The 14,209-nt window shown below is 66.9% G+C and carries 17 protein-coding genes; 12 read left to right on the top strand and 5 right to left on the bottom strand.

Going from position 1 to position 14,209, the window contains the following annotated elements; genetic code table 11:
* Positions 1–42: 42 nt before the first annotated feature.
* The 5 genes from GR702_RS09975 to GR702_RS09955 all read left to right on the top strand — a co-directional run bounded on the left by GR702_RS09975 (position 43) and on the right by GR702_RS09955 (position 3,200).
* Positions 43–1,506: a leucyl aminopeptidase gene (locus tag GR702_RS09975; RefSeq protein WP_160985743.1), complete on the top strand. Its 1,464-nt coding sequence runs from the start codon at positions 43–45 to the stop codon at positions 1,504–1,506.
* 48 nt (positions 1,507–1,554) lie between these two features.
* Positions 1,555–1,998 (top strand): DNA polymerase III subunit chi, encoded by a 444-nt coding sequence (locus GR702_RS09970; protein WP_160985742.1) that lies wholly within the window; start codon positions 1,555–1,557, stop codon positions 1,996–1,998.
* Positions 1,999–2,112: 114 nt separating this feature from the next.
* Positions 2,113–2,535: a nucleoside-diphosphate kinase gene (gene ndk, locus GR702_RS09965; RefSeq protein WP_160985741.1), complete on the top strand. Its 423-nt coding sequence runs from the start codon at positions 2,113–2,115 to the stop codon at positions 2,533–2,535.
* A gap of 135 nt (positions 2,536–2,670) precedes the next feature.
* Positions 2,671–2,817, top strand: coding sequence for a hypothetical protein (locus GR702_RS09960; protein WP_160985740.1), 147 nt, complete (start codon positions 2,671–2,673; stop codon positions 2,815–2,817).
* 140 nt (positions 2,818–2,957) lie between these two features.
* Entirely contained in the window at positions 2,958–3,200 is a 243-nt protein-coding gene (locus tag GR702_RS09955; protein WP_160985739.1) for a hypothetical protein, read from the top strand.
* On the opposite strand, the gene purN is transcribed toward GR702_RS09955, so the two are convergent.
* Positions 3,185–3,820, bottom strand: a complete 636-nt coding sequence (purN, locus tag GR702_RS09950) for a phosphoribosylglycinamide formyltransferase (RefSeq protein ID WP_237449650.1) — start codon at positions 3,818–3,820, stop codon at positions 3,185–3,187. The genes GR702_RS09955 and purN overlap by 16 nt on opposite strands.
* The gene (gene purM, locus GR702_RS09945; RefSeq protein WP_160985738.1) at positions 3,813–4,916 is read right to left on the bottom strand and encodes a phosphoribosylformylglycinamidine cyclo-ligase; all 1,104 of its coding nucleotides are present in this window, start codon (positions 4,914–4,916) and stop codon (positions 3,813–3,815) included. Before purM ends, purN begins: the two co-directional genes overlap by 8 nt.
* Before the next feature lie 69 nt (positions 4,917–4,985).
* Between purM and GR702_RS09940 the strand changes: the two genes are divergently transcribed.
* From GR702_RS09940 to GR702_RS09925, 4 genes are read left to right on the top strand one after another with little or no spacing between them, the layout of a single operon-like run.
* Positions 4,986–6,269 (top strand): heavy-metal-associated domain-containing protein, encoded by a 1,284-nt coding sequence (locus GR702_RS09940; protein ID WP_160985737.1) that lies wholly within the window; start codon positions 4,986–4,988, stop codon positions 6,267–6,269.
* A 15-nt stretch (positions 6,270–6,284) separates the two neighbouring features.
* Positions 6,285–6,941 (top strand): P-loop NTPase family protein, encoded by a 657-nt coding sequence (locus GR702_RS09935; protein ID WP_160985736.1) that lies wholly within the window; start codon positions 6,285–6,287, stop codon positions 6,939–6,941.
* A 57-nt stretch (positions 6,942–6,998) separates the two neighbouring features.
* Entirely contained in the window at positions 6,999–7,736 is a 738-nt protein-coding gene (gene epsC, locus GR702_RS09930; RefSeq protein WP_160985735.1) for a serine O-acetyltransferase EpsC, read from the top strand.
* A gap of 5 nt (positions 7,737–7,741) precedes the next feature.
* The gene (locus GR702_RS09925) at positions 7,742–8,122 is read left to right on the top strand and encodes a DUF2794 domain-containing protein (RefSeq protein WP_160985734.1); all 381 of its coding nucleotides are present in this window, start codon (positions 7,742–7,744) and stop codon (positions 8,120–8,122) included.
* Positions 8,123–8,198: 76 nt separating this feature from the next.
* Here the strand turns inward: GR702_RS09925 and GR702_RS09920 are convergent, their stop codons facing one another.
* On the bottom strand, positions 8,199–9,104 hold the full coding sequence (locus tag GR702_RS09920; protein WP_160985733.1) for an SDR family NAD(P)-dependent oxidoreductase: 906 nt from the start codon (positions 9,102–9,104) through the stop codon (positions 8,199–8,201).
* 158 nt (positions 9,105–9,262) lie between these two features.
* Between GR702_RS09920 and purS the strand changes: the two genes are divergently transcribed.
* A complete protein-coding gene (gene purS / locus GR702_RS09915) occupies positions 9,263–9,499 on the top strand; it encodes a phosphoribosylformylglycinamidine synthase subunit PurS (protein ID WP_043975373.1) in 237 nt (78 codons plus the stop codon).
* Positions 9,499–10,176 carry a phosphoribosylformylglycinamidine synthase subunit PurQ gene (gene purQ / locus GR702_RS09910; RefSeq protein WP_160985732.1) on the top strand — a complete coding sequence of 226 codons (678 nt, stop codon included), beginning with the start codon at positions 9,499–9,501 and terminating at the stop codon, positions 10,174–10,176. Before purS ends, purQ begins: the two co-directional genes overlap by 1 nt.
* A 202-nt stretch (positions 10,177–10,378) precedes the next feature.
* On the opposite strand, the gene glmS is transcribed toward purQ, so the two are convergent.
* A complete protein-coding gene (gene glmS / locus GR702_RS09905; protein ID WP_160985731.1) occupies positions 10,379–12,202 on the bottom strand; it encodes a glutamine--fructose-6-phosphate transaminase (isomerizing) in 1,824 nt (607 codons plus the stop codon).
* 177 nt (positions 12,203–12,379) lie between these two features.
* A complete protein-coding gene (locus GR702_RS09900; protein ID WP_160985730.1) occupies positions 12,380–13,210 on the bottom strand; it encodes an AIM24 family protein in 831 nt (276 codons plus the stop codon).
* Positions 13,211–13,405: 195 nt separating this feature from the next.
* Here GR702_RS09900 and GR702_RS09895 point away from each other — a divergent pair, with 195 nt between their 5' ends.
* On the top strand, positions 13,406–14,155 hold the full coding sequence (locus tag GR702_RS09895) for a tetratricopeptide repeat protein (protein ID WP_160985729.1): 750 nt from the start codon (positions 13,406–13,408) through the stop codon (positions 14,153–14,155).
* Positions 14,156–14,209 lie beyond the last annotated feature (54 nt).

Raw genomic sequence — 14,209 nt, 5'->3', positions numbered from 1 at the left:
CGCACAGCTTCGGTACTTCACCGCTAGAATCCAGGAGAATTCATGAAGATCCAGTTCCTTGACGCGGCGGCAGCCTCCGATGCGCGCCTCGTCGCCCGCTTCGTCAACCAGGACGCCGTGCCTGCCGACCTTGAGCCGGTGCTGGCGGAAGGAGCCAGGCGTGCGCGCTTCTCGGGCAAGCCCGGGCAGGTCTTCGAAGGTTTCGCCGACCGCGGCGGCAAGGTCGTGCGCGTGGTTCTCGCAGGCATCGGCGAAGCCTCGGGCAAGGACCGCAAGGGCGCGATCGAGCGTGCAGGCGCCTCCGTCGTCGCGCGGTATCTCACCAGCGGCGAGACGGCGCTGACCTTCGATCTCACGGGCGCCGGGCTGAGCGCCGAGGAAGCGGCGGGCGCGCTGCTGGGCGCGGTGCTGCGTTCCTGGCGCCACGACACCTACCGCACCAAGCTGAAGGACGATGCGCGGCCGAGCCTGTCCGAGATCGCAGTGATCGGCGCGCCCGAGGGCACCGAAGCGGTGTGGAACATCGAACAGGCGATCGTGCAGGGCGTCTCCTTCACGCGCGAACTGGTCACCGAACCTGCGAACGTCATCTATCCCGAAAGCTTCGTCGAGCGCTGCAAGGCGCGCATGGAAGGCACCGGCCTCAACATCCGCGTCCTCGACGTGGAGGAGATGACGGCGCTCGGCATGGGTTCGCTGCTTGGCGTGGCGCAGGGGTCGGTGCGGCCCGCGCGGATCCTCATCATGGAATGGCTCGGCGGCGAGGAGGGCGAAAAGCCCGTGGCCTTCGTCGGCAAGGGCGTGACGTTCGATACCGGCGGCATCTCCATCAAGCCTGCCGCCGGCATGGAAGACATGAAGTGGGACATGGGCGGCGCGGGTGCGGTCGCGGGAACCATGCTCGCGCTGGCGCTGCGCAAGGCCCGGGCCAACGTCATCGGCGTCTGCGGCCTTGTCGAGAACATGCCCGATGGCAACGCGCAGCGTCCCGGTGACGTCGTGACTTCGATGTCGGGCCAGACGATCGAAGTGATCAACACTGACGCCGAGGGCCGCCTTGTCCTGTGCGACGCGCTCACGTTCGTGCAGCGCGAATATAGCCCCGCCAAGATCGTCGACCTCGCCACCCTGACCGGCGCCATCATCCTCAGCCTCGCGCATGAGTATGCGGGCCTGTTCTCGAACAACGACGAACTGGCGGGCCAGCTTGACGCGGCGGGCAATGCCTCGGGCGAGCGGCTGTGGCGCATGCCGATGGGACCTGCCTACGACAAGCTGATCGACAGCCCGATCGCGGACATCCGCAACGTCGGGCCGCGCTTCGGCGGTTCGATCACGGCGGCGCAGTTCCTGCTCCGCTTCATCGAGAACGACACGCCCTGGGCCCACCTCGACATCGCGGGCACGGTGTGGACCGACAAGCCGGGCGCCACCTGGGACAAGGGCGCATCGGGCTTCGGCGTTCGCCTGCTGGACCGCTTCGTGCGCGATACGCTCGAAGGCTGAGGACAGGGACAGAGCCAGGAAGCAGGAACAGGGCAGGGATCGCGGCCGATGCAGGTCATGTTCTATGAACTCAGCCGCGACCCGGCCCACCTGGTCGTGCCGCTTCTGGCGCGGCGCATCCTGGAGCAGTCCGGCCGCATGCTGATCGTCTCCGCGGACGAGCAGCAGCGCGCACGCATCTCGGCCGCGCTCTGGCAGGCGCGGCCGGACAGCTTCCTGGCAAACGGGCAGATGGGCGAGGGTCATGAAGACCGCCAGCCAATCCTCCTGGCCGACATTCCCGATCCCGTGAACGGCGCCCGGTTCCTTGTCATCGCCGACGGTGTCTGGTGCGAGGGCGAGGAGCCGTTCGAGCGGACCTTCTACCTGTTCGACGACGAAACCAAGGCGCAGGCGCGGCAGGTCTGGCGCGACCTGCGTGGCCGCGAGGGCGTGAAGAAGGAATACTGGGCGCAGGAAGACGGCCGCTGGACCAAGAAGGCCGAGGAATAAGGGAAGGCTAGGGAATAGGTCGCTCCCGCCAAGCCCTTCTTGCGATGCGCATCGTTCCCGGCTAGGGGCGCGCGCAACAATCCACGCTTTGACATTTTTGCAAGGAACCGTCCCATGGCCGTCACCCGCACCTTCTCGATCATCAAGCCCGACGCCACGCGCCGCAACCTGACGGGTGCCGTCACCAGGATGCTTGAGGAAGCCGGCCTGCGCGTCGTCGCTTCCAAGCGCATCCAGATGACCAAGGAGCAGGCCGAGGGCTTCTACGCCGTCCACGCCGAGCGTCCTTTCTTCAACGATCTCGTCTCGTTCATGATCTCGGGCCCGGTCGTCGTGCAGGTGCTCGAGGGCGAAGACGCCGTGAAGCGCAACCGCGACATCATGGGCGCCACCAACCCCGAGAACGCCGATGCGGGCACCATCCGCAAGGAACTCGCCGAATCGATCGAGGCGAACTCGGTCCACGGTTCGGACTCGGAAGAGAACGCCGCGATCGAGATCGCCTACTTCTTCAAGCCGGAAGAGATCGTCGGCTGATCGCCCGCGATTAAATCTTGGTAATGCAGAGGAAGGTCGCCCTTATCGGCGGCCTTTTTCTTTGCCCTGCATCAAGGCGTGACATAGATTCCCGCGCGACTGGAACGCGGATGCTTCGCGCCGGAGGTGGGCCGGATGGGAAAGACTATCGTGATTGCCGCTGCGGTATCGTTCCTCGGCGCGGTCCTCGTGTCGCTCGCGGCAGGGATGGACAGGACACCGCAACTGGGCTCGATCGCTGCGCGCGCGGCGCCGGCAGCAGGACCTGCGGTCGCGCGCTGAGCCGCGTCATTCGCGGCCCGTCCTGCCCGGACAAGAGGAACACAGGCGCGATATCGGCGAAGCGTCTGAGGGATGGCGTGAGTTTGCGTTTGATCCGAGTTCGATCGCCGCGTTACCATCTCCCGCAAAGGAGAGGCGCGATGCAAGGCATGGGAGACGGCGAAAACTGCCCCTTCGAATTCAATTTCGACGAGAAGACCTTCAAGGCCGGAGACACCGTGAGCTTCCGCGTCAACGGCAGCCTTGAGGGATTCCCTTTCGCGGGCACTCTCGTGGAAGTGCACGACGACCACGTGATGATCGCCGGCGATCCGCAGGACCCGGGGAAGCTCTATCGCGGGACGCGCGAGAGCAGGCCGCAGGTGGACTACTCCGAGGTCTGAGCCTTCAGCAGGCGACGATGTTGATCGCCGGGCTGCGTCTCGCCCGTGACGAGGCGGGCGAGGCAGCGGGAATAAAGCTGGTGCTCGGCTATGAGGACGCGGGCGGCAAGGCTGTCGGCAGTGTCGCCCGGTATGATCGCCACCGGGATCTGGTCCAGGATCGGCCCGTCGTCCAGCTCCGCGGTGACGAGGTGGACCGTGACGCCGCCATGGCTGTCACCCGCCTCGATCGCGCGTTCGTGAGTGTGCAGGCCGGTATACCTCGGAAGAAGCGAGGGGTGGATGTTGACCATCCGGCCTTCCCACTTGCCGACGAACTGTGCCGTCAGGATGCGCATGTATCCTGCGAGCGCCACCCACCCGGCACCGCTGGCACGGATGGCAGCGTCCATCGCGGCGTCGTGTTCCGCGCGCTTCATGCCCTTGTGGCTGAGCGCGAAGGTTGCCACGCCCTCCGCCTCGGCAAGTCGCAGTCCGCGCGCTTCGGGATCGTTGGAAGCGACGAGCACGATCTCGTATGGGCAGTCGCTTGCGCGGCTTGCGTAGAGCAGGGCGGCCATGTTGGTGCCGCTTCCTGAAATCAGGACGGCGACCTTCTGGCGCACCGGGGCCTCAGCCAAGGTGCACCGCCTCCCACTTCTCGCGCGCGGACCATGCCTCGGCCGAACCCTGTACGGTGCAGCCCTTGTCGCCGGGTTCGATCGCGCCGATGACGAAGACCGTCTCGCCGGCGGCTTCCAGTTCGGCCTTGAGCCCTGCAGCCTCGTCTGCCGGGACTGCGAGGACCATGCCGATTCCGCAGTTGAAGGTGCGCGCCATCTCTGCCGGCTCGATGTGGCCCTGGGCCTGCAGGAACGCCATGAGGCGAGGCTGCGGCCATGCGTCGGCATCGATGCGGGCGTGCAGGCCCTCGGGCAGCACGCGCGGGATGTTTTCCAGCAGGCCGCCGCCGGTGATATGTGCCAGTGCGTGGATGCGGCCCGCGCGGATGAACGGCAGCAGGCTTTTCACGTAGATGCGCGTGGGCGCGATCAGCGCATCGATCAGCAGCGTTTCCTGGTCGAAAAGGGCAGGGCGGTCCAGCTTCCAGCCCTTGTCCTGCGCCAGGCGGCGGACCAGTGAGTAGCCGTTGGAGTGCACGCCCGAGGATGCGAGGCCCAGCAGCACGTCACCCGAGGCAACCTTGTCGCCGGTCAACTGCTCGCCGCGCTCCACCGCGCCCACGCAGAACCCGGCAAGGTCGTAGTCGCCGGCCGCATACATGCCCGGCATCTCCGCGGTCTCGCCGCCGATCAGCGCGCAGCCCGAGATCTTGCAGCCCTCCGCGATCCCGGCGACGACTCGCTGGGCAACGCCGTTCTCCAGCTTGCCGGTCGCGAAATAGTCGAGGAAGAACAGCGGCTCGGCGCCCTGCACGATCAGGTCGTTGACGCACATGGCCACCAGGTCGATCCCGATGTGGTCGTGCCGGTCGTGGTCGATGGCGAGCTTGACCTTGGTGCCCACGCCATCGTTCGCGGCGACGAGCAGCGGGTCCTTGTACCCCGCCGCGCGCGGGTCGAAGAAGCCGCCGAAGCCGCCCAGCTCCGCGTCGGCGCCCGGACGGGCGGTGGATTTCGCGAGCGGCGCGATGGCCTTCACCAGCGCATTTCCGGCGGCGATCGACACGCCTGCCTGCTCGTAGCTGTAGCTCTTCGTGGAGTTATCGTCGGACATTGGGCGCGCCTAGCGCTTTGTGACTTGGATTTCCATCTTCGTTTGGGCAAAAGGCCCCCGGTTTCGACAATGGCGTTCACGATCTCCCAGAAAATCCCGCGGGCCGCCCGCAAGGGCCTCGACAGGAACCGCGCGATGGCGTGGGGCGGCGCTGCGGCGCTTGCGCTCGCCATCCTGGGCGGCGCACAGCTTATCGCGCAGGTCGAAGGCGACCGCGGCATTCCCCCGCTCGCCAATTCCGAGGACATTCAGGTCAACGGCATCCAGGTGGATGTCACCGGCAAGACCGGAGCCGAGGCCCGCATCGCCGGCTGGAAGCAGGCGCAGAAGATCGCGTGGAAGAAACTGGGCGGACCCGACATGCCGCTCGAATCGATCGATGCGATGGTCTCCTCCATCGTCATCGGCCATGAGCAGGTGGGTCCCCGGCGCTACATCGCGACGCTTGGCGTCATCTTCGACAAGGCCAAGGCAGGGCAGTACGTGGGCAGCGGCTCGGCCGGGGTCGGCCCGCGCTCGGCGCCGCTGCTGCTGATCCCGGTTTTGCAGTCGGGCGGGGTCCGGCAGGTCTTCGAGGTGCGCGGGCCATGGCAACGCGCCTGGGCTGAATTCCAGACCTCGACCAGCCCCGTGGACTATGTGCGGCCCACCGGTTCCGGCGGCGAATCGCTTATCCTGACGGCGGGGCAGGCAGGCCGCAGAAGCCGCCTGTGGTGGCGCACGGTGCTGGGCCAGTTCGACACGTCCGACGTACTCAGCCCGGTCGCCCGGATCGAACGGCAGTGGCCCGGCGGGCCCATCAACGGTACCTTCACCGCTCGATACGGCCCGGACAACACGTTCTTGGGCAGCTTCACCCTGACCGCCGCGAGCGAGCAGGAACTGCCGCGCATGATGGATCAGGCTATCGTGCGCATCGACGCATTGTACCGCGATGCCCTGGCGCAAGGGCAGCTCCAGCCCGATCCCACGATCGTGGCCGGCGGGGCGGCGCTGGACCGCGCGTTCGAGGAACTGCGCGTCAAGCTCATGCCCAAGGGCGACGATCTTCCCCCGGTAGCCACGCCACCGGTGGTGGAGACAGCCCGTCCGGAAGAAGCGGCAGGCGTTGTCGCTGCCGAACCGGTCACCGTTCAGTTCGCGACACCCGATGCCGCCGCCGTCGATGCTGCCCTTGCAGCCGTGCGCGGGGTTCCCGGAGTGCAGGGCGCCTCGACCGTAAGCCTCGCCATCGGCGGCACGTCGGTCATGCGCGTCACCGTCGCGGGCGGTGGGGACCGCCTGGCTGCCGCCTTGCGGGGCCAGGGCTGGAAAGTCGCCGGCGGGGGCGGCGTGCTGAGGATCAGCCGCTAAGGCTGCGCACCGCGCATGAGGCAGATCGCCCTTCCGCTGTCCGCCGCGAGCGAGAGCCCGCCGCGCATCGTCGTCGGCAATGCAAACGCGGCCGTGGTCGACGCGTTGCTGGAACCCGGCAAGTGGCCGTTTCACACCGCGATACTCACTGGCCCTGCGCGTTCGGGGAAGTCGCTGCTCGCGCGCTGGTTCCGTGAGTCGGGAGCGGGCGATGCGCTCGACGATGCCCAGGCAATGCCGGAGGACGACCTGTTCCACCGCTGGAACCGGGCGCAGGAAAGCGGGCGTCCGCTGCTGATCGTCGCCGACCGGCGGTTCGCTCCCGGCAGGACGGAGGACAGCGAAAACGACGATACAGCAACGCCGCGCTGGCGCGTGGCATTGCCCGACCTCTCCTCGCGTCTGGGCGCTGCGCTCGACCTCGAGATCGGCGAGCCCGACGATGCCATGCTGGCCGATCTCATCGAGGTTCATGCCGAGAGGCGCTCGCTCCCGCTCGACCACTCGGCAACTCAATACCTTGCAGGACGTTGTACTCGTAGCCACCTCGGCGTCGAAAACCTCGTCGCCGCGATCGATCGGCTCAGTCTGGAACGCAAGGCCGCGCCGACGATGGCGATCTGGCGTGACGCCCTGATCGAGAGTAAAGCCGGCGGCCAGGCCGAAGCATGAGGGCAGCTATGTCACGCGACAGTTGCAAACCGGATGGATTGATGGGAGCCTGCGGCGATGTTGGGTAATGTTGTCCGCTACCTGGACTCCGTCGTCGCGCGCGATCCGGCGCCTCGCTCGCGCTGGGAAGTGCTGCTCTATCCCGGCGTTTGGGCCTTGTTCTGGCATCGTATCGCGCATGCGCTCTTCCGTGCCGACCTGTTCCTTCTCGCCCGCGTGGTCAACCACCTCTCGCGCTTCCTGACAGCGATCGACATTCATCCGGGCGCCGTTATCGGGAAGAACTTCTTCATCGACCACGGCTTCACCGTCATCGGCGAGACTGCCACGATCGGCAACAACGTGACGATCTATCAGTGCGTCACTCTTGGGGGATCGAACCCGACGAACGGCGTGGGCGGCAAGCGCCATCCCACTTTGCTCGACAACGTTATCGTCGGCTCGGGCGCACAGATCATCGGACCGGTCACCATCGGCCGCCGCGCGCGCATCGGGGCGAGCGCCGTCGTGACCGAGGACGTGCCAGAGGGCGCTACGATGATCGGCCTGAAGGCCCGCTCCACGCTCGTCAAGGCAGAGACTTACGCCAAGGACTTCATGCCCTACGGCACGCCGTGCAAGGAGCCTTGCGAGCCGGTCGGAGGACAGCGCGAGCAGCGGGTGGACGAACTGGAACAGCAGGTCGCGCGGCTGACCGCCCAGGTCGAGGCGCTGCTGGCCGAGCGTGAGCACGAACGCGCGGATGCCGGCCGCTTGCACGAGCGTCCGGGCGAGCCGGTGCTCAAGGGCATCTGATCTGGATGGCTGCAGGTTCCCAGGGTAGCAGTTCCGCCAGCGGCAGCGTGATCGCCTTCCCGGGCTCTGCGGGTGCGGGTGTTCTTCAGGTCGGGTTCGATCGGCTGGAATTGCAGCGCATCCTCGATCTTTACGGCCGGATGGTCGCTGCGGGGCTCTGGCGCGACTATGCCATGGATTTCGCGCGGGAGGCCGCGAGCTTCAGCGCCTTCCGCCGCGCGGCAGAGCGCCCGCAGGCGCGGATCGAGAAGCGTCCCTCGCTGCGAGGCAAGCAGGGAATGTGGACGCTGTTCGGCGAAGTCGGGCAGGTCCTCAAGCGGGGCCACGAACTTTCGAACGTACTCAGTCCGCTCGAACGCAAGCTGCTGAAAGTGGTGGAGGACTGAGGCGCTTGCCTTAGGCTCGGGGCGCTCTGCTTCGGGCAACGGGTCGTCGCGCCTTGCGCTCCTGCGGGTGAGTAACTCAGGCCCGGGCCTTGAGGAGCATGGCGAGGGCATGATGCGCCTGCTCCATGCCGTTCTCGAAGACATGGTCTTCGGCCCGGTCGGCGATGCGCGGCCATGCAGCGGCGACATCCTCTGCGGTGCGGCCGTTTTCCGGCAGGAGCACGCCTTCGTTCATGGTGATCCAGGCGCGCTGGAAGACGCCGCCCCCGGCTGCGACGATCGCATCGCTGGGCGCATCGCGAGAGACCAGGAAGATAGCTGCGGGAACCACGTTTTCCGGCTCGAAGGCGCGGAATGCCTCTTCGGGGAAGATGTCGGTCGTCATGCGCGTGCCCGCTGTCGGCGCGATCGCGTTCACGCGGATGCCGTACTTGGCGCCTTCCAGTCGCAGGGTTCGTGCGAGCCCCAGGGTCCCGGCCTTGGCTGCGCCGTAATTGGCTTGCCCGAAATTGCCGCCCAGCCCCGAGGACGATGTGGTCATCAGCACGCGGCCATAGTTCTGTTCGCGCATCATGTTCCAAACCGCCTTGGTCGCAAAGGCCGTGCCGAGGAGATGGACGCGGATGACGTGTTCGAAGTCGGCCGGATCCATCTTTGCGAAAGTGCGGTCGCGCAGGATCCCCGCGTTGTTGATGAGGACATGAACGCCGCCCCATGCCTCCTTCGCGCGGGCCGCCATTCGCTCCATCTGGGCATAGTCCGAAACGTCGCCCGCATCGGCCATGGCTGCGCCGCCCGCGGCGCGAATCTCCTCGACGACCGCCATGGCCGCTTCCGAGCGGCCCGTTCCGTCGCGCGCGGCGCCAAGGTCGTTCACGACCACTTTCGCGCCGCGCCGGGCAAGCTCGAGCGCATAGGCCCGGCCGAGCCCCGTTCCGGCGCCGGTGACCACCGCGACCTGCCCGGCAAAGGAGATGGTCATGTCGTGCTGCAACTCCATATCGAAGAGCGACTACGCCGCCCTGCCGCCCAGCAGATGGCAGGTTGCGGCCAAGGGTTCAATCGCCGGGCGACTTGCTTCCCGGCGCCTCTGGGGTCATAGGCCCGGATAACGAATCTGCGCCAGCGAAAGGCCCTGCGATGAAAGTCCGCGTCCACGTCAGCCTCAAGCCCGGTGTCCTTGACCCGCAGGGCCGTGCGATCCATCACTCGCTCGAGGGACTGGGCTTTGCTGGCGTGAACGACGTGCGCGCCGGGCGTCTGTTCGAGCTGGACGTGGCCGACAGCGTCTCGGACGAGGCGATCGACGAGATGTGCCGCAAGCTCCTTGCCAACATGGTGATCGAAAACTACCGTATCGAGAAGGTGGCCGCCTGATGGCCTTCAACTCCGCCGTCATCACCTTTCCGGGCTCGAACTGCGACCGCGACATGGCGGTGGCGCTGGAGAAGGTCGCCGGAACGGCCCCGCACCGCGTCTGGCACGGCGACAGCGAACTGCCGGACGGGCTGGATTTCATCGCCGTTCCCGGCGGTTTCTCCTATGGCGACTACTTGCGCTGCGGAGCGATCGCATCGCGTTCGCCGATCATGCAGGCCGTGATCGCGGCGGCAGGGCGGGGCGTGCCGGTGCTCGGCGTGTGCAACGGATTCCAGGTGCTGACCGAAAGCGGCCTGCTCCCCGGCGCACTGCTTCGCAACGCGGGGCTCAATTTCGTGTGCCGCGAAGTCTCGCTCGAGGTGGGCAACGCGCAGTCGCTCTTCACCTCGGCTTACGAGACGGGGCAGGTGATCCGCGTCCCCGTGGCGCACCACGATGGCAACTACTTCGCAGACGAGGCAACGCTCGATCGGCTCGAGGGCGAGGGGCGCGTGGCTTTCCGTTATGCCGAGGACGTGAACGGTTCGGCACGTTCGATCGCGGGTGTGCTCAACGACGCGGGCAACGTGCTGGGCATGATGCCTCACCCCGAGCGCGCGATTGAGGCGACACACGGCGGAACCGATGGCCGCGGCCTGTTTGAAAGCGCGATCAGGGGTCTGGTTGGCGCCTGAGCCTGCCCGGTCCGCGCCGACCGGTGTGTCGGCCGGACCGCGCCGTTCCCGATAAGCCGACGTTCCGGCAGAACATCCTCGCCGAGCTCTGAACCGGGCTGCGATCGGCCTGTAAATCGCGGATAGCCTAATGTCGCGCCATCAGCAGGGTCGCGGCCGCCGCCGCGATCCCCTGCATGGTCATGGGTGTCGCTGTGGGCTCCTACTCCACCGTCACGCTCTTCGCCAGGTTGCGCGGCTGATCGACGTCAGTGCCTTTCACGCATGCCACATGGTACGCCAGCAGCTGCACGGGAACGGCGTAGACCAGCGGGGCGATGAGCGGGTGCACTCTGGGCATCTCGATCGTGGCGATGCAGCCTTCGCCCGCCTCGGCGATGCCGGCCGCGTCGGAGATCAGGACGACCTTGCCGCCGCGCGCGCGCACTTCCTGCATGTTGCTCACCGTCTTCTCGAACAGCGGGCCGGACGGGGCGAGCACGATGACCGGAACGGCCTCGTCGATCAGCGCGATGGGCCCGTGCTTCATCTCGCCGGAGGCATAGCCTTCGGCATGGATGTAGCTGATCTCCTTCAGCTTGAGAGCGCCTTCGAGAGCGAGCGGGTAGTCCGGCCCGCGCCCCAGATAGAGGACGTCGCGGGCAGGGGCGATGAGGTGCGCCATGGCGGCGATCTCCTCGTCGTGGTCGAGCGCCGCGTTGAGGCTGGCGGGCGTCTCGAGAAGGTGCTGCACCACCTCCATCTCCTCGGCCCGATCCATCCGGCCGCGCTTCACCGCGAGATGGGCGGCCAGGGCGGCCAGCACGGCCAGCTGGCAGGTGAACGCCTTGGTGGAGGCGACGCCGATCTCGGGCCCGGCATGGGTGGGCAGGAGCAGGTCCGCCTCGCGGGCCATGGTGCTGGTCGGCACGTTGACGACGACGGCGATGGTCTGCCCTGCCGCCTTGCAGTGACGCAGCGCGGCGAGCGTGTCGGCCGTCTCGCCAGACTGGGAGATGAAGAGGGCAAGGCCACCCGGCTCGAGAACGGGGTCGCGGTAGCGGAACTCGGACGCCACGTCGATATCGACGGGAAGGCGCGCGAAGGTCTCGATCCAGTACTTGGCGACCATCCCCGCGTAATAGCTCGTGCCGCACGCCACGATGGTAATACGGTTGATGGTGGAAAGATCGAAGTCGATCTGCGGCAGCGCCACGGACTGATCGACCTGCCGCAGGTAGGAGCGTAGCGTCTGCGCCACCACCGTCGGCTGCTCGAAGATCTCCTTCTGCATGAAGTGGCGGTAGTTGCCCTTCTCGATGGCGACGGCCGAGGCGCCGGAGGTCACGATGTCGCGCTCCACGCGCTCGTTGTCGGCGTTGTAGATCGTCGCGCCTTCGCGCGTGATGACGACCCAGTCCCCTTCCTCGAGATAGGTGATCCTCTGGGTCAGCGGGGCGAGGGCGAGCGCATCCGAACCAAGGTAGGTTTCCCCCTCGCCATAGCCGACGACGAGCGGCGAGCCGAGGCGGGCCCCGATCAGCATGTCGGGGAAGCGGCGGAAGGCGATGGCAAGCGCGAAAGCGCCGCGCAGCTGGGGCAGCACGGCCCTGACAGCTTCCTCGGGCGCAAACCCGGCCTCCACGCGCTCGGAAACGAGATGCGCGACGACTTCGGTGTCCGTCTGGCTCTCGAAAGTGCGACCGCGCGATTCCAGTGCCTCGCGCAGCGGCTTGAAGTTCTCGATGATGCCGTTGTGGACGAGCGCGAGCTCGGACGTGGCGTGCGGATGGGCGTTGGCCGCGGTGGGGGCGCCGTGCGTGGCCCAGCGGGTATGAGCGATACCGGTAAGGCCGGGCGCGGGATCGCGGGCCAGTTCCTTGACAAGGTTGAACAGCTTGCCCTCGGCGCGGCGGCGCACGAGTTCGCCGCCATGGATGGTGCAGACGCCCGCGCTGTCGTAGCCGCGGTACTCCATGCGACGGAGCCCGTCGACCAGGCGGTCCGCGACGTCTTGCTTGCCGACGATGCCGATGATGCCACACATGAGGGAAAATGCCTTAGATCAGAGAAGATTAACAGACGCGGATGTCCGGCATGCCTGCCGGAAATCCCTGGTGCTTCGTGTAACGGGGATGCGCGCGCGCACCTGTGCCGGGGCGAGTTCGATCGCACCCGGCAGTTTCACTTCCGCTCGCTTTCGTCAAGAACCCTGCGGGGCCGATCAGTCGCCGTCGATGAAATCGCCGAAGGCGCCAAGGACCGAGCCTTCGCCCCGGCTCTGCCCCCCGCGCGAGCCTGCGGCGGCGAGCATCCGTCCGGCGAGGCGGGAGAAGGGCAGGGACTGGATCCAGACGCGGCCCGGCCCGCGCAGGCGCGCGAAGAACACGCCCTCGCCGCCGAAGATCATCGACTTGACCGAACCGGCGCGGATCACGTCGAATTCGACGCCTGCCGTCATGGCCGCGACGCAGCCGGTATCGACGTGGAGTTCCTCCCCGGGGCGAAGTTCGCGCTCGATGACCGTGCCGCCCATCTGGACGAAGACCCACCCGTCCCCCTCCAGCTTCTGCATGATGAAGCCTTCGCCGCCGAACATCCCGGTCATGATGCGTTGCTGGAAGTGGACGCCGATGGAGACACCGCGCGCTGCGGCGAGGAAGGCGTCCTTCTGGCAGATCAGGCGGCCGCCCACATCGTCCAGCTTGATCGGCAGGATGGCGCCCGGAACCGGGGCGGCGAACGAAACGCGCGCCTTGCCCGAGCCGCGATGGGTGAAGACGGTGGTGAACAGGCTCTCGCCGGTGACGAGGCGCTTGCCTGCGCCAAGCAGCTTGCCCATGAAGCCGCCGCCCTGTTCGGCCGAACCGTCGCCGAAGACGGTCGTCATCTCGATCGCGGCATCTTTCCAGACCATGGCGCCTGCCTCGGCCACGGCGCTCTCGCCCGGGTCGAGCTCGATCTCGACGAACTGAAGCTCCTGCCCCTTGATCTCGAAGTCGACGTCGTCGGCGATCGAGGAACTTCGGCTGTGGCTCCAGGGACTGTTGGACATCCAAAATCTCCAGTACTGGCGCCTTGAGCGGCGCGAAAGCGATGAACGACGGTGTGATTTCGCCGAGCCGACTTGTCAAACCGCGTCGGTCGGATATTCTCGATCCTTGAACGAACACTGTCTGGCGATCAATCCGACAGGAAGTGCCGGCGAAGACCGGCGCAAAGACAGTGTCACGGGAGAGGAAAACCGCGAATGAGCGCAAGAATTGCGTCTGCAGCACTGATGGCCCTGGCGGGTCCCTTCATCCTTCTGGCGGCCTCGCCCGCACTCGCGGGAACGCCGTCGGCGGATCGCGCCGCACTGGCGCCCACGGCGCTGGTGGCGATGGCGCTGGAAAGTCCGACCCGCCGGCTGCCGGTGGCCGAGTTCGATGCCGGTGCCAGTGTGAAGCAGGGCTTCAACCTCCTGCGCCGCGGCAAGCAGGAACAGGCGGTGAAGCTGTTCGACAAGGTCATCACGCAAGGTCAGTCCCATCTAGCCGGCGACGCACGACCCCGGCTGTGCCGCGTCGCGGGAGAGGCGGACGGTTCGGCCTCGGTCGATCCGGCCATCTGCGATGCTCATTTCGGCAAGGGATACGCTCTGATCGATCTCGGCCGCGGCGATCTTGCCGAGGCGGAGCTTGCCCGGGCCGCAGAGATGGCGCCCACAAACGCTCACTTCGCCAACGAATATGCCGAACTCTTCAAGTCGCGGCGCGACTGGCAGAAGAGCTACGAGGGGTTCTCGCGAGCATGGGCGGTGGTCGATCGCTCCACCTCCGGGCCGGATGCCTCCGTCGCCGCGCGCGCGTTGCGCGGGATGGGCTTCAGCAAGGCGGCGATGGGCGCGTTCGACGAGGCCGAGGCGCTTTACACGCAGTCGCTCCAGTACGATCCGCAGAGCCAGATCGCCCGGGTCGAACTTGGCAACATCGCCCGCAAGCGCGCCATCGGCTCCTGATCGGCGCTGATCCCCGCCGGGCGCATGGCCGCTGAGAGGGGCATGCGGCGGGAA

It is taken from the genome of Novosphingobium silvae (assembly GCF_009856825.1).
Taxonomy (GTDB): Bacteria; Pseudomonadota; Alphaproteobacteria; order Sphingomonadales; family Sphingomonadaceae; genus Novosphingobium; species Novosphingobium silvae.
This window is presented reverse-complemented; position numbering and strand designations above follow the sequence as displayed.